Source organism: Paenibacillus sp. IITD108, from assembly GCF_036541265.1.
Lineage (GTDB): Bacteria > Bacillota > Bacilli > Paenibacillales > Paenibacillaceae > Pristimantibacillus.
Map to the genome: position 1 here is coordinate 28325 of NZ_JAZHCT010000030.1, position 23454 is coordinate 51778.

The following is a 23454-nucleotide window of genomic DNA, read 5'->3' on the forward strand; positions in this document are numbered from 1 at the left end:
GGTATCGGTCTAAGTGCTGCACTGGAGCGGAAAAGCCGTATTTGCTTCCAGCTAGCATGAATATTACAATAGAATAATAATATTAGATGTCAGGTGTTGAAATAATGAGTATAGTAGATGTGCAAACCGGTAATGACAAACATAAATTCCAGCAGAAGCTTTCTCCAGCTTATGATCCGTGGGACCCAATTCGTTCGATCCGTCAATATGGTTCTCATAGACTAACGAGTGTTGAAATGACGGTAACGAATTTGTGCAATATGCGCTGCGAGCATTGCGCAGTAGGGGATACGCTCGTATATATCGAGCCGGACAAGCTTCCGCTAAAACAAATGCTGGAGCGTCTCGAGGAAGCGCAATTTTTGGAGACGATCAGCATTACTGGCGGCGAGCCGTCCTTTTCTGAAAAAACAGTAAAGGAATATATGCTGCCCTTGCTGAAGTATGCGCGTGATCGGGGGCTGCATTCACAAATCAATTCCAACGTGACGCTGCCATACAGCAGATACGACATCCTGGCTCCTTATTTGGATGTGATGCATATTTCGTTTAACTATACGTCTGCCGAGGACTTCCATCAGATTGGCTTTGCCAATGCAGGCCATGAAGTATCAAGCAAGGCAACTGCCAAAATGTACGAGCGTATGATTGAAAATGCGCAAAGGCTAAGCGAGACCGATGTGCTGGTATCAGCGGAATCCATGATCAATTATCGCACGCATGACAAGATTGCAGACATTCATCGGCTTATTGTAGAAATGGGCTGCAAGCGTCATGAAGTGCATCCGATGTATCCAAGCTCCTTTGCGAAAAATTTGCCGATGATCTCGCGCGAGCAAATGCTTGCAGCGATTGAACGGTTATTGGACAGCCGGGACCGTTCCGTATGGATGCTGTTCGGCACGCTTCCTTTTTATTCCTGCAGTGAGCAGAAGGCAGAGCGGGCATTGCTGAACAGGCTCGCAGCCGAGCCGAATGTGACCGTCCGCAATGATCCAGACGGGCGCAATCGTCTTAACGTCAACCTGTTTACAGGCGATGTATTTGTAACTGATTTTGCTGATGTGCCGGCGTTTGGCAATATTGCTGACTCAAAGCTGGATGAACTGTTCAGCCGTTGGCTTGATCATCCGCTCGCAGCGGGTGTCAACTGCCATTGTCCTGCAGCCTCCTGCTGCGGACCGAATTTGCTTGTAAAGGATATGTACTATAAGGATGTTGATTTTTTAACGCGAAGCGCTATTTTAGATGAATAGGACGAGGTATATTCATACAAAAAGGGGTGAAAAGGCTTGTCTGTTAAAGCAATACTGTCGATTGCAGTTGCATTGCTTTTGTTATACCTGATGTTCACAGTAGGCGCTCCATTTTTACTGGCGCTTGTCATCGCGATTTTTCTAGAGCCGCTCAATAAGCTGTTTATGCAAAAGTTCAAGATGAACCGTCTGTTCGCGGCTACGTTGTCGAGCTCATTGTTCACGCTGATTCTGCTGGGAGCGATTGCGCTGCTGGGCGTGAAAATTGTTGCCGAGCTGATTGCATTTTTTCAAAAGGTTCCGCTTTATTTCGATAACGCCAGTTCCTATGTAGACCAGCTCATGCAAAATGCAAATTTGCTCTATGAGAACTTGCCTCCGGACGCAGCAGCGGCTTTGGAGGAATGGGTATCAAGCCTTACGTCAACCATTACACAGATGGCCGGCTCCTTGTCGAAATCTGTAGTATCGATTGCGTCAACTTTACCAGGAATGTTTATATTCTTTATCGTATTTCTTGTCGCAGTATACATGTTCAGCTTTAGTCTGAATACGATGAAGCAATCGTTTCTGTCCTTTTTTGAAGAAAAATCCCGTCCACAGGTGGATCAGGTTTTAACGAATTTGAAAAAATCGATATTCGGATTTATTCGCTCGCAATTTATACTAAGCGCTTTGACCTATATTATTTCTTTTGTGGGACTGCTGATTTTGGGCGTTAAGTTTCCAATGGCGATTGCGCTGTTAATTATCGTAGTTGATATTTTGCCGATACTTGGCACCGGCTCTGTACTTGTTCCATGGGCTGCTTTTCTTTTGCTGACGGGTGACAATTACACGGGAATCGGGCTGCTGGTGCTGTTCCTGGTCATTACTGTATTCCGCCGGATTGTCGAGCCAAAAATATTGGGAGATTCGATAGGAATTGGCGCTCTATCGGCATTAATAAGCTTGTATGTCGGCTTTAAGCTGGTCGGCGTAGTCGGCGTATTTCTTGGACCGCTAGTCGTCATTATTTATATGGCGGCACGGCAGGCTGGCTTGTTTCAAACTAAAATAAAACTATAGCAAGAGTTGACAGCAGCTTTTTAAACGAGCTATAGTCGTATAAGGAAATCCACTAGGGGCGCCTTCAAGGCTGAGATTAAGCGAATGCTTTTGTCCCTTAGAACCTGATCTGGGTCATGCCAGCGTAGGAAAGTGGAAGGTCAAAAGTAGCGGAAGCTGCTTTTGCCAAAGCTTCATAAGGTTTATTTGTGCATGCAGGCAAGTTGAGTTGTCGGCTGCATTGATCGCTTTATGATGCATTCAACTTTCGCATATGTCTGTATTGGCCTCCAGGTGGGATTTTAACTATTCCATTCAGGAGGTTTTTTGTTATGTCATCAAGCAATAAGCCGCTGCCAGGCAGCAAAAAAGTGTTTATTACAGGAAGTGATCCGTCTATTCAGGTCCCGATGAGAGAGATTGCATTGGCAAGCAGCACTGATCGCAGCGGAACCGAATATCCGAACGAGCCGGTTCGCGTGTATGACTCCAGCGGGCCTTATACGGATGAAAGCTACATAGCGGATGTCCGGGCAGGCTTGCCGCTATTGAGAAAAAAGTGGATTGAGCAGCGCAGAGATGTTGAGCGCTATGAGGCAAGAGCGATAAGGCCGGAGGATAATGGCTTTTCCTCCGAGGATTCGATGCTTAAGCGCGGAATCGAGCAATTTCCACTAGTTAATGCCCGGCCTTATCGCGCACTGCCAGGTAAAAACGTGACTCAGCTCCATTATGCGCGCAAAGGCATAGTAACACCCGAGATGGAGTTTATTGCTATACGAGAAGGCATGGAGCCGGAATTTGTCCGTGACGAGGTTGCGGCGGGCAGAGCGATCATACCGGCAAACATTAATCATCCTGAGAGCGAGCCTATGATTATTGGCCGGGGCTTTCATGTAAAAATAAATGCGAACATTGGGAACTCTGCTGTAGCCTCTTCGGTTGAGGAGGAGGTAGAGAAGATGAGATGGGCCGCGTATTGGGGCGCGGACACGATTATGGATTTATCTACAGGTAAAAATATTCATACGACGCGCGAGTGGATTATCCGCAATTCACCAGTGCCGGTAGGCACCGTACCGATTTACCAGGCTTTGGAGAAGGTAAACGGCAAGGCGGAGGACCTAAGCTGGGAAGTGTTTCGCGATACGCTGATTGAGCAGGCTGAGCAAGGCGTTGATTATTTTACAATTCATGCTGGCGTGCTGCTGCGGTATATCCCGCTTACAGCAAATCGAGTGACAGGGATCGTGTCCCGTGGCGGTTCGATTATGGCAGCCTGGTGTCTGGCGCATCATCAGGAAAATTTTTTGTATACGCACTTCGAAGAAATTTGCGAAATAATGAAAAGCTATGATGTAGCATTTTCGCTGGGGGATGGGCTTCGTCCAGGCTCCATTGCAGATGCCAATGACGAGGCGCAATTTGCGGAGCTGGAAACGCTTGGCGAGCTGACGAAAATTGCCTGGAAGCATGATGTGCAGGTCATGGTAGAAGGGCCAGGCCATGTACCGCTCCATTTGATTAAGGAAAATATGGACCGTCAGCTCGCAGCGTGCGACGAAGCGCCATTTTACACGCTGGGCCCGCTGACGACGGATATCGCCCCAGGCTATGACCATATCACTTCCGCAATAGGGGCAGCGATGATCGGCTGGTATGGCACAGCGATGCTCTGTTATGTTACGCCAAAAGAGCACTTGGGCTTGCCAAATCGCGAGGATGTGAAGGAAGGCGTAATTACTTACAAAATTGCCGCGCATGCAGCGGATTTGGCAAAGGGACACCCAAGGGCGAAGCAGCGGGACGATGCGCTGTCCAAGGCAAGATTCGAGTTTCGATGGCGGGATCAATTTCATTTGTCCCTTGATCCTCTGCGCGCGATGGAGTATCACGACGAAACCTTGCCTGCGGAAGGGGCGAAAACCGCTCATTTTTGCTCCATGTGCGGCCCTAAATTTTGCAGCATGAGAATTACCCAGGATATAAGAGAATATGCAGCAGAGAAAGGGCTTGACTCAATAGAAGCGATCGAAGCGGGCTTGCAGGAGAAAGCGGGACAATTTCGAAAGGCCGGGCATGAACTTTATGGTTAGCCGGCACGAGCTTTGGGAGGAGCGCTATTCCAGGCAAATCCGGTTTGCGCCGGTCGGTGCGGGCGGGCAGCAGCGGCTCAGCGAGTCATCCGTTCTCATTGTCGGCTGCGGTGCGCTCGGCGCCTCGCTGGCCCAGCATATGGCAAGAGCAGGCGTAAAGGAGCTGCGCATCGTCGACCGCGATTACGTCGAGCCCAGCAATTTGCAAAGACAAACGCTATTTGATGAACGGGATGCGCTGCAGTCTTTGCCGAAGGCAATCGCTGCAGCTGCTAAATTGCAAAAAATAAATAGCCAGGTTGCAGTTGAGCCTATTGTCGCAAATGCTCATTCAGGTAACATAGACAGGCTGTTGGATGGCATGCAGCTTGTGCTGGACGGAACGGATAATGCAGCGGCAAGGCTGATGCTCAGCGATCGCTGCTTCGAGCGCAGCATTCCCTATGTGTTTGGAGGCGTAGCAGGCTCGAAAGGGATGAGCGCCCTGCTGATGAAGGGAAGCACGCCATGCTTGCGCTGCTTGATCGGCGGCGAGGAAGCGTTGGCGGCGGCAGATACATGCGATTCGGTCGGGGTGTTATCGCCGGCAGTAGAGATGGTCGTTTCCTTACAGGCAGCGGAGGCGATCAAATGGCTGACGGATAATAAGGATACCCTTCATGGCAGCCTGGTTTCGATTGATATATGGCATTTGCAGCTTCGGCGTTCACGTTTGCCAGCGGCGATCCAAAACTGCTTCTATTGCGGGAACATACAGCATGCCAGCACTTCTCACCATGCCGACAAAGCTTTGGAGAGAAGTGGGGCAGGCAAGCGGACGAGGCCGTTGTCAATTGACAGGGAGCAGTCTGCCTTGCTTTGCGGAAGGGATACGATTCAGCTGACGCTGACTGCTGAGCTGGAGCTAGGGCAAATGCAGCGCAGGCTGAATGCTGCGGGATGTGAAGTGACAAGCAACCGTTACTTAGTAAAAGCGGTGCTGCCAGATAAAGAAAAGCTGGTGCTGTTTGCGGACGGAAGAGTACTGGTTCACGGAACGGATAAGGTGGAAAGAGCGATTTCGCTATGCTTGGAGTACGTAATAGGCAATACGGAAAGGAGCGGACACTTATGAATAAAGATAAACTGGATTTTAAGCTTTATGCGATTACCTCAGGTGAAGCTCACAAGGACGGCAGAACGATGCTGCAGGTGATGGAGCAGGCGATCAAGGGAGGTGCTGATATTGTTCAGCTGCGGAATAAAAGCGGCGATAAAGAGCTGATCCTGCAGCAAGCGAAAGCGCTTCGGACACTGACCAGATCGTATCGTGTGCCTTTTATCGTCAACGATGACCCTCATATGGCAAAGCTGGCTGAAGCCGATGGGGTGCATCTCGGGCAGGAGGATATGCCAATTGATCAGGCACGCGTTCTGCTTGGAAGCGATGCTATAGTCGGCATTTCCACCCATTCGCTGCAGCAGGCGCTAGCTGCGGAGCAGGCGGGGGCAGATTATATAGGCGTCGGCCCGGTGTTTGAAACGCCTACCAAGCCGGGGAGGCCGGCAGTATCCACTCGTTTAATAGAGGAAGTGGCTTCAAGTATAAGAATTCCATTCGTTGCAATCGGGGGGATTACGCTGGCTAATGCCGCGGAGGTGCTGGCAGCAGGGGCTGCAAGGCTATGTGCAGTACGGGCAATAACAGACAGCGCTGAGCCGGAGCAGGCTTGCAGGCGACTTTGCGAGCTGATCCATGCCAGTAGAAAGTTGCGAGAGATCAATAGTTTTCCAATAAATATATTATTAAACGGAAAGCTGAAAGAGACATATGCTGCCTCTGTGAGCGAGCTGCTTGACCAGCTTGGGCAGCAGCATAAGATTAAGCATCTTATCGTTGAGCTTGACGGCTGTCTACTGCCGAGAACTGCATGGAATGAGCGGCTGTTGAAAAACAATTCGCATGTGGAGCTTATCCAATTCGTGGGAGGTGGCTAGACGTGATGAACGGTAAAATGGCAGCTCTTGAAATAGGGGGCAAAACATTTCGCTCCCGATTAATGTTTGGAACCGGCAGGTTTCCAAGTCCAGCTGTACTGCAGGATGCTCTTACGGCATCAGAAGCTGAGATTATAACTTTTGCAGTGCGCAGAATGGATTTGGAAGCTGTTGAGGATGATTCGATTATGCAGCATATTATTGATCGCCCTCTTCAATTTTTGCCCAATACATCGGGCGCGCGAAATGCGGAGGAAGCGGTCAGAATAGCGCAGCTTTCTCGCAGCGCAGGATTAGGGGATTGGGTGAAGGTTGAAATAAGCGCACATCCGCGAACCTTGCTGCCTGATCCGGTTGAAACTTTGAAAGCAACGGAAATGCTCGTGCAATCAGATTTTGTTGTACTGCCTTACACAACGGATGATCCTATGCTTTGCCGCAGGCTTGAGGAAGCCGGAGCAGCGGCAGTTATGCCTGGCGGCTCACCTATCGGCACAGGGCTCGGTATTTTGAATCCTTACAATATAGGATTAATAATAGAGGACGCCAAGGTGCCTATTATAGTAGATGCCGGCATTGGTTCTCCAAGAGATGCGCTTGCGGCAATGGAGCTGGGAGCAGCTGGCGTGCTGATCAATACTGCAATAGCAAAGGCGCAAGACCCGGAAGCGATGGCACGCGCATTCCGGCTGGCAATAGAAGCCGGGGTGCTGGCAAGGTCGGCTGGAAGAATTGAACGCAAGCGGTACGCTTCTGCCAGCAGCTCGCTGGAAGGCAGCTTGTTTGATCAAGGAAGAGAAGGCGATATCGTCTTCATGCAGGAAAGGACAGGCCTCAAGCTATGAGTCAATCTGTCATTATATTAGGCGGAGGCATTATAGGGCTTTCTTGTGCATATGAGGCTGCAAAAAGAAACTACAAGGTAACGCTTATTGAGCCCGGCTTGCTTGGCGGGCAAGCCTCAGGTGCAGCAGCAGGCATGCTTGCGCCATATTCTGAGCAGCTGGAGCAGCCGGATGCATTTTTTCAGCTTTGCCGTCAAAGCTTGCTGATGTATGAGCGGTGGACGCAGGAGATAGAGCAGCTGTCCAAGCGTTCCGTAGGCTTAATAAATTGCGGCAGCTTATATGTATGCAAGCATGAAGCGGATATACAGCCGCTTCTGACAAGGCTGCTTTGGCAAAACGAGTGGCAGGCAGGTATGGAGCAGCTGGAGCGGGAGGAGCTGCTTCAGCTGGAGCCGCAGCTAAGCAAAGATATTGTTGCTGGCCTATACAGCCCGGCTGAAAGCCATGTAGACGCGCCGCAACTTGTCCGAGCTCTTATAGCCTGCTGTCAAATGCTGAGGGTAAGGCTCATTGAGCAAGCAGGCGCGATTGAAGCGGTTGAGCAGACTGATGCTGGTATTACTGTGAAGTATGCAGCTGAATTAAAGAGTATTCGTGCAGAGCGGTTAATCGTTTGCTCCGGTGCGTGGACCTCTTTGTATGAAAGCTCCTTTAACCTTGCACTTCCCGTTCATCCTATTCGCGGACAAATATGTGCATATAAAAACAACGCAGTAACACCGGCTCATTTAATATTCAGCGCTCACGCCTATTGGGTAATGAAAACGGACGGCAGATTAATATGCGGAGCATCGGAGGATGTAGCCGGTTATAATACAGAAACAACGGAGCAAGGTATTGGCCGGCTCGTTCGTGCAAGCGAAAACTGGCTTCCGGCACTAAAGAGGCAGAAGCTGTTCAGCAGCTGGGCTGGCTTGCGCCCGGCGACGAAGGACGGGTTGCCATTAATAGGTCCGATAGACCGTACGGGCCGCATCATAATAGCAGCAGGACATTATCGCAATGGGATTTTGCTTAGTCCTGTTACGGCGCTAATAGCAGCTGATTTGTTAGACAATTATTTGAGCAGCAGCATATCGCCCTTTCATCCAGCAAGATTTACTAGAGCTGCCATATAAATCACAAACAGGCTGTACAGCTACTTACTAAAAGCTGTACAGCCTGTTTGTTTGATTAGGGCTCTGTTAGTTCCCAGCGAATAATGACAGCAGCTTCCGTCAAGCCTCCTCCAAAGCCATACAGCAGCAGCTTTTGATTAGGCTGCACATGACCCTTTTTGAACGCTTCATCTATAGCGAGCGGAATGGAGGCCGCTGACGTATTTCCATAGTACTCCATGCTGGTTAAGGTTTTTTCTGGCGCAATGCCCGTTCTTTGTTGAATAGCTTCGACTATTCTCATATTCGCGCTATGCGGAACGAACCAATCGATGTCTTCTGCTGAGAACCCATAATCCTGCAGGATGCGTTGGATGCCTTTTGACACTTGGGTGACTGCCCAGCGATATACTTCCTTGCCATTTTGAACGAGCATGCCGTTTGTCACAATATCGAATTGATTAATGGATGAGCTCAGACTGCTTCGATAAACATGATGGCCGGATGCGCCGTCTGTATGGGAATAAGCAGCTAATAAACAGCCCTTCTCATTTCCCGTATTCTCCATAATTATAGCGCCTGCACCGTCTCCAAATAAAATACAGGTCGTACGATCGGTATAATCGGTTATTTTAGATATGGCGTCGGCGCCAATAACTAGCACCTTACGGTACAAGCCGGTAAGCAGCAAGCTGTTGCCAAGCTGTATGCCAGCGGTAAAGCCCGCACAAGCTGCGCTTATATCAACGGTTCCACAGCTGCCGATTTTGAACTCGCCCTGTACCCTTGCTGCCATGCTTGGGAAAAAAGTATCAGGCGTACTGGTCGCTACAATAATGTAATCAACATCCGATAAAGTAACTGGAAAACGATCCAGTATATTTCTAACTGCAGCAAATATGATATCGCTTGTAAATTCATCAGGAGCTGCTATTCGTCTTTCCCGAATTCCTGTTCGCTGCACGATCCATTCGTCGCTTGTATCAACCAGTTGTTCCAAATCAGCGTTGCTGAGAATGCGGCTTGGCACATAGGTGCCGATAGCGGTTATTCGTGCATGTGATTGGATCGACTTCAAATGAGTGGCTGACATAAATAAAACCTCCTTTAACAAACGCTTAGTATCTGGTATTAGTACCTAGTACCAATATAAATGCAAACTGCCTTTCCTGTCAATTGTATCCCTTACACCCATATATGATGCATCAAACATAGCGCATATATCGCATCATAAAAGCTCAGTCTAAACGTGTGCGAACAATAACTACAACAAATACAGGAGGCTTACAATGCGTAAATTATTATTGCTTATTACTTCTGCGGTGATGATGGTTGCTATTCTTGGCGGTTGCGCAATGACAACTAAAAATGATGGAATCAGGCAAAGAGATATGACTATCGATGGAACAACCATTATTAAAGATAAGCGATTCGCAGATGATCAGAAAAATGAAATGAACCATATTAATGGCGTTCAGCAAAATGGCAACAATTTGATTGGCAATCATAAAAATTATCGTATGGAAATGAGCAAGGAAATATCTGATCGTTTATTAAAAATTGAAGGCATTAAATCTTCTTATGTTATGCTTACGAACAACAATGCTTATGTTGCCGTATCGTTTGAGGATGAAAATCTTCCACAGCAAAATAATAAAATGATGAGCCGCACAAATCTAAGCCAGATGGGCAATCAAGCGGTCGATATGCATAAAAAAATGAATACAATGGCTACAGGTGATGAAAAACTGACGGGTGACATTAAAAATAAAGTAGCGGATACAGTGAAGCAAATGAGCCCTCAAACAGATCACGTATACGTTTCTGCTAATCCGGATTTTGTAGGCCGTATGAAAGGATATATGACGGATGTTTCATTAGGCCATCCAATTCAAGGCTTTATCACTGAATTCAACGCAATGGTTGACCGTGTGTTTCCGGCAGTATCAGGTACGGATGCCAGCAATAATCGTGGTTTTTCTAATAAAGGCGGCCGTATTTTAGAATAGCGCAGGAAAAAATTGTCCCAGAAGCCTGACGTGCAGCTTTTGGGACAATTTATTTTGAATGATAAAAATCTAAAAGTTTTTTCTATAAGTTCTTATCATTTATCGGTAAAAGCGTCTTTCAAAGGAAGGCGGAGCCGTATATCCTTGTTAAAAGTAATTTTCTATTTATTAACAATCATTGACCAGCCCGACCGGATTGGATAAAGTAATTGTATGGCGATTTTACAATAACGAGGTGAGTGACCTATTAAACGATTTTTTTCTTTTACGATTATCGGCTTAATACTAATGCTGAATTTTGTCATGCCGGTTGCCGCGGACAGCACCATTGCGCTGCGCAATGGCAATATCGAACAGGTTACAAACGGCGTGGCGGACGGCTGGAGCCATGCAGCCTGGGATCAAGGCGCAGATACAACGATTTATACGGTCGACCAGACCGAAAGCTACGAAGGTCATTCCAGTTTATTTATACATAACCAGCTTGAAAACCATGCGCGGTTTACTCAAACCGTCCCAGTGAAAAGCAGCACGACTTATCGAATTTCTGCATTTATAAAAGCTGAAGGCTTTAGAAGCGACTCAGCTGGCGCACATATTCAAATTGAGGATGCGGCGCTTTTTTATCCTCACTTGCTCGATACTGCCGGACAATGGCAGCAGCTCGAAATTTATGTGAAGACAGGCAAGAAGCAGAAAGAGATTACGATCGGGCTTAGCGCTGGCGGTTATGGCCGTTTAAATGCAGGGAAAGCCTGGTTCGATCAAATCGAAATTCAGCAGGTCAGCAAGGCGCCGACCGGGGTGGAAGTGTTCTCGGCTGAGCCCAGCGTTAATAATAATGCTTCCGACTCATCGGAGCAGGCGGTTAGGCCGATTTCAATGTGGCCGATTATGCTGATCGCAGCTGTATTCTCCTTGTTTTTTTACGGATTTGCCATTCGTAGAATGGATCAAGCAAGCGTTCAGCTTAAGCCGGAAAAGACAAGCAAACTAAATTTATTAGCTGCCTTACTTTTAGCGGCGCTGGCGATTCGGGTTATTATTGCCGTTATGTATCATGGTTATCCGAATGACGTTGCCTTATTTAAATATTGGGCACAGCATGCGGTCAACAACGGCATATTTGGATTTTACAGTACCGAAATTTTTATAGATTACCCGCCGGGCTATATGTATGTTTTATTTCTAGTTGGCAAGCTTCATCAATGGCTGTCGATCGATTATAATTCAGCGCTGTCGCTTCTGTTGATTAAGCTGCCAGCCATACTGGCAGACTGCGCTGCTGTATATTTAATTTATCGTACAGCACGTGCCAAATTAAGCGAGAAAGGCTCTTTGCTGCTTGCTCTGCTATACGCCTTTAATCCGCTTATTGTAACGGATTCAGCTGCTTGGGGTCAGGTTGATTCGATCTTTACGCTGCTTTTGGTTTTGTCCGTACAGGGCATGGCCGAGCGAAGAATCGTCAAAGCTTCAATCTGGTTTGCTGTGGCAGCGCTGGTGAAGCCTCAGGCTTTTATATTTATGCCTGTACTGCTGCTTATGCTGCTGCATCGCAAGAAATGGAAGGAATTGTTGACGAGTGCGTTTGCCGGCTTTGTTACATTTTTGCTGTTAGCAATGCCATTTTTCGCTGGACATGGCGGAATAAAAGCTTTAATTGATTTGTACAAGGAGACTCTATCTTCCTATCCATATGCAACGTTGAATTCATTTAACGTGTACATTTTAACCGGCGGCAACTGGGCCGGATTATCTGAAAAATTTTTACTTATACCCTATTCGGCATGGGGATTATTAGGGGTTTTTGCAGCTGTCCTTTTAGCCGTTTATTATTCCGTAACAGCTAAGCAATCCGGTAAAATAACGGCGGCTTTAGAGGACGAAAGAGTTACTCGTTCCTACTATTTAGCAATGATACTCATTGCGGTAGTGTTTATTTTTGTAACCAAAATGCACGAGCGATATATGTTCCCTATCGTTTTGTTGTCTGTTTTTGCATATATTCAATCGCTTGACCGCAGAATGCTGCACATATTTTTCGGCTTTTCCATGACGAATTTTATTAATGCCAGCATTGTGCTTGCTTACAGCAAACAGACAGCACAAATTCCGATTGAGGGCATAGCTGTTTTATGCTCGATTGTCAATATAGCTCTGCTTCTGTACATGCTTTATGCAGGCTTTGATCTGTATGTGCGCGGGAATCGAAAAAGCTGCCAATTGATAGATCAGGGAATGCAGGACAAAAATACTTTGGATGCTATAGGCAGTGGCAAAGGCTCGTTAAATGGGACCGATAAAGCGAAATTCCTGCGTAAGGACCGAATCATTATGCTGGCTATTACTGCGATTTATGCAGCTGTAGCGCTTATTAATTTAGGCTCGACAAAAGGACCAGTCACTGTTTGGCAGCCGAAGAGCAGCGGACAAAGCTTCTATGTTGATTTGGGCGAGACGAAGCAGCTGGAGCGTGTAACAAGCTTTGGCGGCTTAGGCTCGGGCAAGTATGCCTTGGAGTTTGCGCTTGAACCGGATCAGTGGACCAATAAGATCGATGTAGAAAGCACGCATGTTTCTGTTTTCGCCTGGAATAGCGTTGAAGTCAACACAGAAGCAAGATATGTGAAGCTGACGGTAACGGGGTCAGGCTTCTCTATGCATGAGCTGGGCATCTATGAAACAGGTGCAACCAAGCCGCTGCCAATTGCGTCAATAGTAGATGCAGACGCGCAAGACGCGCGCAGAGGCAATGTTTCGCAGCTGTTTGACGAGCAGCAGCTGATGATCAAAACGAATCATTTCTATTATGGCAGTTATTTTGATGAAATTTATCATGCGAGAACCGCTTATGAAAATATTGAAGGCATCGTTGCTTATGAGAGCACTCATCCGCCGTTAGGCAAGCTTATTTTGGCGATCGGAATCAAGCTGTTCGGCCTTAATCCATTCGGCTGGCGTATCGCGGGTACGGTGCTGGGCATTGCTATGCTGCCTATCATTTATTTGTTTGCACATCGCATTTTTGGCAGAACGATATACGCAGCGCTGGCTGCTGCCTTATTTGCCGTAGATTTTATGCATTTCTCGCAGACGAGAATTGCAACGATAGATGTGTATGGCGTGTTTTTTATTATACTCATGTTTTATTTTATGCACCGCTATGTGCAGATGAATTTTTATCAGGACAGGTTTTTGCGCACCTTGCTCCCGCTTGGTCTTGCGGGACTTATGTTCGGCTTGGGCGTGGCAGCCAAGTGGATTGCTGTATACGGCGGAGCGGGACTTGCCGTTATGCTGGCGCTGTCGCTAATCGATCGCTATAAGGAATATGCTGCGGCTAAACGATATTTGCGCAAAGACACTGCTGATAAATCAGAGGATGCGGATATAGCAGATGCTGCTGCGCAAGAAAAGCAATGGAAATTGGCTGAGCTTGCTCAAATCGAGAAGAAGTTTCCGCGTTATCTCTTCTCGACACTAGCGGTTTGTCTCATCTTTTATGTTGCTGTTCCGCTAGCTATCTATATGTTGTCGTACATCCCTGTATTGAAAGTAATGGACGGCGGCTATACGCTCAAAGCATTTATTGAATATCAAAAAAATATGTTCAACTACCATAGCAATCTCGTTTCCTCGCATCCCTTCAGCTCCTCTTGGTGGGAATGGCCCTTTATGAAGCGGCCGGTTTGGTATTTCTCGGGCAATAATTTAGGCGAAGGCATGAAAGCAACTATTGTTGCGCTTGGAAATCCGATTCTATGGTGGACTGGTTTATTTGCCATACTTGCTACAGTATGGTTAAGTGTAAAGCGCCGCGATAAAGCGATGTATACGGTATGGGTCGCGTATTTCTCGCAATACATACCTTGGATGCTTGTCACCCGCGAAACATTTTTGTACCATTATTTTGCGATGGTGCCTTTTATGATCATAAGCATTGTTTATTTGTTTAAACTAGTAGAAGAGCGTTATCCGAGGTTTGTTACAATACGCAATATTTATTTGGCAGCAGCAATCGGACTATTCCTGCTCTTTTATCCAGCTTTATCGGGACTGACTGTACCTAAATGGTATGTGGATTATATACTGCGCTGGTTCCCAAGCTGGGTATTCTAATCTAATTGCAGGAGGAAAAGCAATGAATTCTACAGCTGTAACATACAGCGTAATTGTACCTATGTATAACGAAGAAGAAGTAATTGAGCATACTTACCTTCGCCTTAGCGAAGTGATGAAACAAACGAAAGCGGGCTTTGAGCTCATTTTTGTGAATGATGGCAGCAAGGATAGAACGGTACAAATTATAGAAAAAATTAAACGAAATGATTCCACCGTCCGATTGATCGATTTCTCGCGTAATTTCGGTCATCAAATTGCGATAACTGCAGGCATGGATTATGCGCAAGGGCAGGCGATCATCGTTATTGATGCCGATCTGCAGGATCCGCCGGAAGTCATTTTGCGGATGATCGAAAAGTGGAAGGAAGGCTATGAGGTTGTATACGGCAAACGCCAAAAGCGCAAGGGTGAGACGCTGTTTAAAAAATGGACGGCGATGATGTTTTATCGGTTGCTGCGCAGTATGACCAATGTGGAAATCCCTGTTGATACGGGCGATTTCCGTTTGATTGATCGCAAGGTATGCGATGTATTGCGCGGCTTGAAGGAGAAAAACCGGTTCGTCAGAGGCTTGATCAGCTGGATTGGCTTTAGACAAACAAGCGTTGAATACGTGCGTGAGGAGCGCTTTGCGGGCGAGACAAAATACCCGCTAAAAAAAATGATCAAGTTTGCGCTTGACGGCATTACCTCGTTTTCCTATAAGCCGCTCAAAATTGCCAGCTATGTTGGCTTTGCGCTTTCTTTAGGCGGATTTATATATTTGCTGGTTGTCATCTGGCAAAGGCTGTTTACGGAGACGACCGAATCAGGCTGGGCATCCATCATTGCTATCAATCTTATATTCAATGGGATTATTTTAATGATTCTTGGTGTGATTGGGGAATATATCGGCCGTATTTATGATGAATCCAAAAACAGGCCGCTATATATTATTAGACATGCTGATGGCAGCATAACTCAAGAGCAGCAGCCTGCTGCGGAACTGGAGAAGCTTCGCAATGAGTAGCGAGCCGGCTGCATGGAGAAAGACGGGGCTGCAATTCGTTTTGTTTAATATGGTCGGTCTTCTGAATACAGCGATTGATGTTGCCGTTTTCTCACTTCTGCTCGCTTTTTCCGTTCATGCCAGCGCAGCTCAGGCTATCGGCTATATGGCAGGGATGCTTAACAGCTATCTGCTTAATAGCCGCTTTACGTTCAAGCAGCAGAGCCAGCATTTGACGAGTCTGCATAAAGGCGCACGCCGTATTCGTTTTATCATTTGGAATTTAAGTATGCTGCTGTTATCGGTTGTACTAATGGCCATCGCTATTGAATGGCTTCATATGAACGCGGCTATTGCCAAAATTGGCGTTACACTATCAGTGCTTTTTATTAACTTTTACGGCAATAAGCGCTGGGTGTTTATTAAACAGCCAATTGCAGAGGAAGGAGAGGGAAAAGCATGAAGAAGTGGATTGCCTATGTTTTGATCGTCGTTGGTTTGCTCATCGTTGTTTATCCGGTAGGCGCTCAGTGGTATGATAATCGTATTCAGGAAAAGATGCTCGAGGAGTGGGAGCAGGAGCTGCTGGAGGAAAGCGCGGAGCTGACGGCACAGGACCAATTTAATACGCTTACTGCTTTATTTGATTCGGAGCCCGGCAATTCAGAGGTGGAAGCGGCAGTAGAAACTTCGCCAGAGCCAGATCCGGAACCATCGAAAGAGCCGGAAAAAGAAGCTCTGCCTGATCCGATTGCAACTATTAAAATTCCAAGCATTAATTTAAGCTTGCCTGTCCTAGAGGGAGCAACACAAAAAAATATGAAGTATGCAGCTGCTCACCTTACAGAAACAGGAAAATTCGGTCAAATCGGCAATGCTGCTATTGCTGCTCACCGCATGAAAACAAAAGGCAGGCTATTTAATCGCCTTAATGAAGTAGCTGAAGGCGACAGCATTAAAATAACGGCAGGCGGCAAAACGTTTGATTACACGGTATATAAGGTATCGATCGTGGAGCCAACGGATGTTTCCGTACTTAATTACAACAAAATTGATAAGCTGCTGACGCTGATTACTTGCGATCCTGTCGTAAATCCAACTCATCGCTTAATCGTGCATGCCAAAATTTCAGAATAAATAAGGAAGGGCTTTTCATGCAGCCATGCTGCTGAAAGGCCCTTTAATGTCGCATCATTTATATAGCAATTGCTAAGAGAAATTACCTGATGAATCAGATATGCAATTCCCCAAGCCTAATTAACTCAACAACCGCTTGTGAACGACCCTTAACATTAAGTTTCTGCATGACATTCGAGATGTGGTTACGAACGGTTTTTTCACTTATAAAAAGCTGCTGCGCAATGTCGCGAGTCGTTTTATCTTGAACCAGGAGTTCAAATACTTCACGCTCGCGGTTAGTTAACAAGAACTTGCTTTTATGGTCGTTTCCCCTCAATTTGTTTCACCCCTCCTTGCACGGGTATTTATAGTTTCAACAAGGTTAAGGGATACAGTCAAAATATAATATGAAACTGTGATAATAATGGTGCTGCCTCCATTCAAATTGGGCGTTTGCGTATACAGTTATTAGCTCAAAAGCAATCGTAGTAAGTTAAATGCAATATATCAAAGTACATTATATTAGCAATACTGGAATGGGTGAATTGTGGATAGGGCAATAAGCAGTAGAAAGGGATGCTACTGCGATCAAGTTTGGGATTCCGACCGCTGTTGTAGTCCAATTTTTTAGATGAAATAACCCCTGTAATGGATAAAATCGGCCTACTATGGCGGACGCTACCGTTTCTCCATTCCCAATCATGCTCCTCGTTCCCCTTCCATATGTCCTTGTTGTACGAAAAAAAGCACCAAAGTACCACAACTTAAATGCTCCTCAGTAAGCTACTATGCCAACGTACCACAAAATTATTGCTCCGTAAGCTACTACGCCAACGTACCACAAAATTAATGCTCCTCAGTAAGCTACATCGCCAAATACCTCGCTGTAACGAATCCCTATTGTCTTATTGTGCGAAAAAAGCACCTTTTCAAATTGTAACGAAGATCAGATGCCTTATTAGCTTAATTCGATGCCCAAAACGATGGTTTGTTCACACATAGCGCCGTCAGGATGCGTTACATTTTCGAAACAGCTATTTTCGAGCAAATAGCGCGTCTCAGCTTCGTTAGAGCCGGCAACGAACGGAGAGCAGCCAATTTTTTATACTTATTCCGGATTTTTTACACTTTTCCATGTTTCACAACTCCATGCCATTGTATAAAAAATCGATTGATTGTTATATCGTTATAACGGGTTGGAGCGTCTAGAATGAAGTTATAACAAAGCAGCATGCTAATGTGTTTAGACCGTGAGACGTCCGGTACAAGAAAAAGGAGAAAGCTAGCACGAAGATAGGGAGGATAAGCATGTCGCAAGCAACTACGGAACATTCGCAGACGGCAGCTCCAATACCGAAAAAGCCGGTAAAAAAAAGCAATTTCAAACGATTAATAAAGCAGCTTGACATTCAGTTAATGGTATGGCCGGGGCTGCTGCTAGTATTTGTATTTTCCTATATCCCCATGTATGGCGTAATCACGGCATTTATGGATTATAACCTCTTTACAGGAACTAATATTTTTGTGAATCCATGGGTTGGATTTAAGCATTTTGAAGCATTTTTTAATGCTCCAGATTTTAATATCATTTTGCGAAATACAATCGTGATCAGTTTATTGAAATTTGTTATTGGATTTCCTGCTCCTATTATATTAGCTCTCATGCTGAACGAAGTACGCCATATGGCTTTCAAGAGAATTGTTCAAACGATTACCTATTTGCCGCATTTTATGTCTTGGGTCATTGTAGGCGGGCTAGTGATGTCACTTCTATCAACCGAAAATGGGAGCATTAATATATTGCTCGAGAAGACCGGTACGATTGATGAGCCTATCAATTTCATGTCTATAAAGGAGTACTTCTGGTCCATTCTTATTACGACCAATATATGGAAGGAAATTGGTTTTTCCTCCATTATTTACCTGGCTGCTATAGCAGGCGTCGACCCGCATTTGTATGAGGCGGCAGACATCGATGGCGCATCGAAATTCAAGCAAATTTATTTAATAACGATTCCGACAATTATGCCGGTTATAAGCATTTTTATGATACTAGCTATGGGCAGTCTCCTGAATGCGGGCTTTGAGGATATTTTGATATTGGCACAAAATCCGCTCCTCCGGCCGGTGTCTGATGTTATCGATACTTATGTATACCGCGTCGGCCTGCAAAATCAGAAGTACTCCTACGCAGTCGCGGTAGGTTTATTCAAAGCGATTGTCAGTATAGGGCTTCTCACTACAGCCAACTATATCGCGAGAAGATCGGGCAACAGCTTATGGTAAAGCAGCGACATACAAAAGAGGTGAATACAGCTTGAAAATTAAACATTTGGGTGCCAGTGACAAAGTCATGGTTGTCTGTATATATATCTTTCTTACTCTGCTTTCATTTTCGGCCTTATACCCTTTTTGGAACGGGCTGGTTGTTTCGCTGAATGAAGGCTTGGATACAGCCAAGGGGGGAGTAACCTTTTGGCCGAGAATATTCACTTTTGAGAACTATCAAATTGTGTTTGAGGATAAGAAACTGGGCAATGCCTTTTTTATCTCCGTTAGCAGGACGATTGTCGGTACGGTTACAGCCTTGTTTATGACTGCCCTGTTAGCATATGGGATGACGAAGTCCAACTTGATGGGGCGCAAACTGTATACATTTATTTTTGTATTCACGATGTATTTTGGCGGCGGACTCGTACCGACATTTTTGCTGGTAAAGTCGTTAGGACTGATGAACAACTTCCTTGTTTTCATTATTCCATCGTTAATAAGTGTTTGGAACATGATTGTTATGCGCACGTTCTTTAAGGGGCTGCCTGCTGGGCTTGAAGAGTCGGCACAGATTGATGGCTGCAGCAATTGGGGGACATTCTTCCGCATCGTATTGCCGCTGTCTGGACCGGTTCTGGCAACGCTTGGCTTGTTTACAGCAGTAGCGCATTGGAATGACTGGTTTATGCCTTCCATTTATATTACAAATTACGATTTGTGGCCGGTTCAAACGGTGCTTCGCCGCATATTGAATGCAAATTTAATAACGGAGCAGATGGGCAGTCTGGATGCGATGACGATTGAAAAAATGGCCAAGAAAAGTATTACATCAAAGTCATTGATTAATGCAACGATTATGGTTGTGACATTGCCAATTATTATGGTCTATCCGTTTGTTCAGCGTTTTTTTGTAAAGGGCGTAATGGTTGGCTCTTTAAAAGAATAGCAAAGGCAATATGATTCTGGTTTGAAGCGCACAGCGCATTGAACATATATTGAGTGAGAGGGGTAATTACAGTATGCAAAACAAAAGAAAGCCGCTTGTTGTGTTCATTATGGCGGTATTTGTTCTGGCCACAGTGCTGTCAGGCTGCAGCGGGAAAAAAGGGGAAGGCGGCAACAACACTTCTTCACCGCCACCGACAAGCACAAATACCGCAACTCCTGGCAATACGGATCAAAATAAGGAAGATGAGCCATGGGTATTCGGCTCCGAGATGCTAGAGTTTTCCGCCTATGCCCATTACGGCTGGCTGGATTTCCCTCTGGAAATGGATGAGGTCCCTTTTTGGAAGTATTTGAAAGCAAATAAAAATGTAAATATTAAAACGATACAAGCTCAAGGCAATCATGCTCAGCTAATGACTACGATGATGGGTTCAAATACTTTGCCGGATCTGATCTATATGGACCGTTATCATCCGGACTTCGATCGTATGTATAATGCTGGGAAGCTCGTAGCATTCGACGATTATTTGGACAAATACCCTAACTTGAAAAAGTGGATGAATGCACAAGATATGGAGCTTCTGCGTTCTCCAGACGGAAAGCTTTATAAATTCCCTAACTGGTACAGCACTAAACCGACTGGCAATGCAGGTTATGTTGTGAATAAGAAAATATATGAAGAGCTGGGCTCACCTAAATTGGAGACGACGGATGATCTTTACAACTATTTGGTAAAAGTAAAAGAAAAGTATGGTTCAGAAGTAGTGCCTTTCGAGCCGGACCGCACGCAGGATGCTCAAGGAATCGGTGTATTGTATACCGCTTTTGGTGAAGATCTCATGTACAAATCTTTAAGCGCTGATGTGCTTGGCGTTGTAGATGAAGATAAGCTGACCTCCTTGTTTACTTCGGAGCCATTCCGCGAATCGCAGAAGTTTGTATCCAAGCTTTATCGCGAGAAGCTGATCTCTCAAGAAATGTTCACTCAAGACAGAGGAATGGTACTGGAGAAGCTCTTGACAGGCCGTGTAGCCGTTTATGCAGGAAGCTCACCTACTGCTTACGCATCACAAGCTCATTATGAATTGCTGAAGGATGATCCAAATTCAGGCTACTTTATGATTTGGCCGATCCGTAAAGAAGGTTTGGACAAAAATAAAATTCATCCGGGCGGTTATGACACGCTTGGCTGGAATGTAAGTGTTATTACGACGAGTGCCAAGGACCCTGAGAAAATTTTTGCATTCCTTGATTATTGCACGAGTCCGGAAGGAATGACCGTTCAATTCTTTGGAGAAGAAGGCAAGTATTGGAACGGCTTTGATGAAAACGGCTATCCTAACTTTACAGATGCATATGATATTGCGGATGTAGCGGATATTCAAGCAAAAAATGATGTCGTTACGATCGCAGGCAACGTCGATTATATTGACCCGGCCAAAATGAAATTTGAAAATTCTCAGCCGGTAGAGAAGCAAAACTGGCAGGCTCGTTATCAAAATGAAATTACATGGCCGTCCGCCAACGATATTACGGTATTCAATAATAGAATGAATCCTGAGGCTGACAGCACTCTTGGAGATATTAGACAATCGATGCTAGACTTGTTTATGCAGGTGCTGGCAGATTCCTCAACAGCCAAGAGCGATGAAGAAGTTGACAAAATCCTAGACAAAGCTGAAGCAGACGCTAAAAAGCTAGGGTATGATGATCTGCTTGAATGGCGTACTCAGATCATGAATGAGAATAAGAAAATACTTGGAGTCAGGTAACGAATACTGCTAGTGGATATCCCAAGCGATGATTGAAATCGCTTGGGATAAATCCGTCTAGTCTGCTTGCTTTTAAGCCGTTTGTTATATAATGTGAGAATATAGAACGTATTTCCTAATTTATATAATATTCGGTAAAAGGAGGAACCGGTTTGTGAGTTTTATAAAAACATGGCTGTTTGGAATGACAGCGTTTACGATTTTTGGAGCTGTACTCACCAGTTGTTCTGCAACGAAGGTTTCACCTATACTACCTGTTGATTCTGTAAAGAAAAAGCAGGAGGGAATCGAACTAGATTTGTCGAAGGGCAAGGAAATGGATGATGAAGGCATACAGCAGCAGACATACACGGTTGACGGGTTATATAGGCTTGGCTCCGAGCCGCTTAACGTAACTTTTTATGCTCATTACGGTTATTATTCCATGCCGAATTGGGGAGCAGACCCGTCTTCCAGATGGATACGCGATAATTTGAACATTCATGTTAAGCCGATTAGCTCTGGTGGAAACGGGCCAATGACCTTGCAAAATATGATCGCCAGCAAACAGCTTCCAGATATTATTTGGGGAGATCGGGATGCTGATTTGGAGAGACTACGAGAAGCTAAATTGTTAGTGCCGCTTGACGATTACATAGAGAGATATCCGAACTTAAAGCGATGGGCAGACGAAAAAGTGTTGAATCTGCTTCGTTCCTCTGACGGACATATTTATTATTTTCCGAATTACTATACTCGAGAGCCTAACGGCAATGCCGGCTATGTGGTGAATAAAAAGATATACCGCGAGCTGGGCGAGCCAAAGCTGGAAACAACCGATGATTTGTACAAATATTTAAAAATGGTTAAAGCCGCTTACCCGAATATTGTTCCATTTGAAACGGGCTTAGCGAAAGAAGGGCACGGGATTGATCAAATTTTTTCTTCATTCAAAGAGAGCAATTATAGCTTTACCCGTATTTTCGCAGTTACGAAGGAAGACAGAATGGTATCCATTTACGAAGACGAGGGCTTCAGAGAATCTGCCCTATTTGTTGCAAAGCTTATGCGGGAAGGGCTGATGACGATCGATGCGCTTACGCAAACAGAGGATCAGCTTAGCGAGAAGCTGATGAATGGAGCTGTCGCTGTATATGCCAGCGCAGATCCTATGAAGATGGTTATGCCTGCGCAAGCAGAGCTTGCTTCACGAAATCCGGAGGATGGGTATTTTTTTATTCCGCCGATTTACAAGGAAGGCTTAGATAAGGGCAAAATATACCCAGGAACTTACAATCTGCTCGGCTGGAATGTAGCAACAATTACGAAAAGCGCCAAGGACCCGGAAGCAATATTTGCCATGCTAGATTGGATGACGGGACCGGAAGGGTCCAGTATTCAAATGTGGGGGCCGCCTGGAGAGGACGGCTATTGGAATGGCTTTAAGGAGGATGGCATTACTCCTATTTTTACAGAAAAATATAGTGAGGATCCTGAAGGGCTGGCACAAATTCAAGCCATTTCTGGAGATATGATTTGGGTGGGCAATACGTATTTTATTGATAAAACGAAAAGTGAATTTGAAGCGACCTTGCCAGAGGAAAAGCGAAATTGGGCCAGCTACTGGCAAAGTAAAATAACGTGGAAATCTCAGGGGGATGCAACACCTTTTATTAATTTGTATCCGATGCCGGATACAGAGGTAGGCGATATTTACCGCAAGGTTAAAAATATTTGGTTAAAAGCAAGAGCGAGAGCGATGTTTGGAACAACGGATCAAGAGGTGCTGAATATTTTGGACCAAGCGCATAAGGATTCTATGGACGCTGGCTTTCAGCTGTACTTGGATTATATTACAAAAAGATGGCATGAAAATGTTACGCTGCTGAATTCAGAGCAATAGAATAAGCTTTGATGAAAGG

18 protein-coding genes and 1 riboswitch are annotated in these 23454 nt (G+C 45.5%); of the genes, 16 read left to right on the forward strand and 2 right to left on the reverse strand.

All coding sequences use genetic code 11. The features are described from left to right. The first annotated feature begins 104 nt into the window (after positions 1 to 104). From yfkAB to thiO, 7 genes are all read left to right on the forward strand, one after another. Positions 105 to 1256 (forward strand): radical SAM/CxCxxxxC motif protein YfkAB, encoded by a 1152-nt coding sequence (gene yfkAB, locus V1L65_RS21785; protein WP_331701362.1) that lies wholly within the window; start codon positions 105 to 107, stop codon positions 1254 to 1256. Between the two features lie 36 nt (positions 1257 to 1292). Further along, positions 1293 to 2324, forward strand: a complete 1032-nt coding sequence (ytvI, locus tag V1L65_RS21790; protein ID WP_331701363.1) for a sporulation integral membrane protein YtvI — start codon at positions 1293 to 1295, stop codon at positions 2322 to 2324. 44 nt (positions 2325 to 2368) lie between these two features. Beyond that, positions 2369 to 2472, forward strand: a riboswitch (TPP riboswitch). A 163-nt stretch (positions 2473 to 2635) separates the two neighbouring features. Beyond that, positions 2636 to 4399: a phosphomethylpyrimidine synthase ThiC gene (gene thiC / locus V1L65_RS21795; RefSeq protein WP_331701364.1), complete on the forward strand. Its 1764-nt coding sequence runs from the start codon at positions 2636 to 2638 to the stop codon at positions 4397 to 4399. Continuing rightward, positions 4383 to 5513 (forward strand): ThiF family adenylyltransferase, encoded by a 1131-nt coding sequence (locus V1L65_RS21800; protein WP_331701365.1) that lies wholly within the window; start codon positions 4383 to 4385, stop codon positions 5511 to 5513. Before thiC ends, V1L65_RS21800 begins: the two co-directional genes overlap by 17 nt. After that, on the forward strand, positions 5510 to 6376 hold the full coding sequence (gene thiE, locus V1L65_RS21805; protein ID WP_331701366.1) for a thiamine phosphate synthase: 867 nt from the start codon (positions 5510 to 5512) through the stop codon (positions 6374 to 6376). The genes V1L65_RS21800 and thiE overlap by 4 nt, the downstream gene beginning before the upstream one ends. A gap of 5 nt (positions 6377 to 6381) precedes the next feature. Then, positions 6382 to 7221, forward strand: coding sequence for a thiazole synthase (locus V1L65_RS21810; RefSeq protein WP_331701391.1), 840 nt, complete (start codon positions 6382 to 6384; stop codon positions 7219 to 7221). Further along, positions 7218 to 8342: a glycine oxidase ThiO gene (thiO, locus tag V1L65_RS21815; protein WP_331701367.1), complete on the forward strand. Its 1125-nt coding sequence runs from the start codon at positions 7218 to 7220 to the stop codon at positions 8340 to 8342. The genes V1L65_RS21810 and thiO overlap by 4 nt, the downstream gene beginning before the upstream one ends. Positions 8343 to 8397: 55 nt before the next feature. Here thiO and V1L65_RS21820 read toward each other — a convergent pair whose 3' ends face one another. Then, positions 8398 to 9414: a ketoacyl-ACP synthase III gene (locus V1L65_RS21820; protein ID WP_331701368.1), complete on the reverse strand. Its 1017-nt coding sequence runs from the start codon at positions 9412 to 9414 to the stop codon at positions 8398 to 8400. Between the two features lie 196 nt (positions 9415 to 9610). Between V1L65_RS21820 and V1L65_RS21825 the strand changes: the two genes are divergently transcribed. The 5 genes from V1L65_RS21825 (at position 9611) to V1L65_RS21845 (ending at position 16580) form a co-directional block, all read left to right on the forward strand. Then, positions 9611 to 10330, forward strand: coding sequence for a YhcN/YlaJ family sporulation lipoprotein (locus tag V1L65_RS21825; RefSeq protein ID WP_331701369.1), 720 nt, complete (start codon positions 9611 to 9613; stop codon positions 10328 to 10330). A 288-nt stretch (positions 10331 to 10618) separates the two neighbouring features. After that, complete coding sequence (locus tag V1L65_RS21830) at positions 10619 to 14452, forward strand: glycosyltransferase family 39 protein (protein ID WP_331701370.1); 3834 nt, start codon at positions 10619 to 10621, stop codon at positions 14450 to 14452. A gap of 22 nt (positions 14453 to 14474) precedes the next feature. Further along, positions 14475 to 15464 carry a glycosyltransferase family 2 protein gene (locus V1L65_RS21835; RefSeq protein WP_331701371.1) on the forward strand — a complete coding sequence of 330 codons (990 nt, stop codon included), beginning with the start codon at positions 14475 to 14477 and terminating at the stop codon, positions 15462 to 15464. Then, on the forward strand, positions 15457 to 15906 hold the full coding sequence (locus tag V1L65_RS21840; RefSeq protein WP_331701372.1) for a GtrA family protein: 450 nt from the start codon (positions 15457 to 15459) through the stop codon (positions 15904 to 15906). Before V1L65_RS21835 ends, V1L65_RS21840 begins: the two co-directional genes overlap by 8 nt. After that, on the forward strand, positions 15903 to 16580 hold the full coding sequence (locus V1L65_RS21845; RefSeq protein ID WP_331701373.1) for a sortase: 678 nt from the start codon (positions 15903 to 15905) through the stop codon (positions 16578 to 16580). Before V1L65_RS21840 ends, V1L65_RS21845 begins: the two co-directional genes overlap by 4 nt. A 94-nt stretch (positions 16581 to 16674) precedes the next feature. On the opposite strand, the gene V1L65_RS21850 is transcribed toward V1L65_RS21845, so the two are convergent. Next, a complete protein-coding gene (locus V1L65_RS21850; RefSeq protein ID WP_331701374.1) occupies positions 16675 to 16899 on the reverse strand; it encodes a helix-turn-helix domain-containing protein in 225 nt (74 codons plus the stop codon). Positions 16900 to 17870: 971 nt separating this feature from the next. Between V1L65_RS21850 and V1L65_RS21855 the strand changes: the two genes are divergently transcribed. The 4 genes from V1L65_RS21855 (at position 17871) to V1L65_RS21870 (ending at position 23435) form a co-directional block, all read left to right on the forward strand. Continuing rightward, complete coding sequence (locus tag V1L65_RS21855; protein WP_331701375.1) at positions 17871 to 18848, forward strand: ABC transporter permease; 978 nt, start codon at positions 17871 to 17873, stop codon at positions 18846 to 18848. Between the two features lie 67 nt (positions 18849 to 18915). After that, positions 18916 to 19779, forward strand: a complete 864-nt coding sequence (locus tag V1L65_RS21860; RefSeq protein WP_432502599.1) for a carbohydrate ABC transporter permease — start codon at positions 18916 to 18918, stop codon at positions 19777 to 19779. A 73-nt stretch (positions 19780 to 19852) separates the two neighbouring features. Continuing rightward, positions 19853 to 21553, forward strand: a complete 1701-nt coding sequence (locus V1L65_RS21865) for an extracellular solute-binding protein (protein ID WP_331701376.1) — start codon at positions 19853 to 19855, stop codon at positions 21551 to 21553. Positions 21554 to 21707: 154 nt separating this feature from the next. Next, positions 21708 to 23435, forward strand: coding sequence for an extracellular solute-binding protein (locus tag V1L65_RS21870; protein ID WP_331701377.1), 1728 nt, complete (start codon positions 21708 to 21710; stop codon positions 23433 to 23435). The last annotated feature ends 19 nt before the right edge of the window (positions 23436 to 23454 follow it).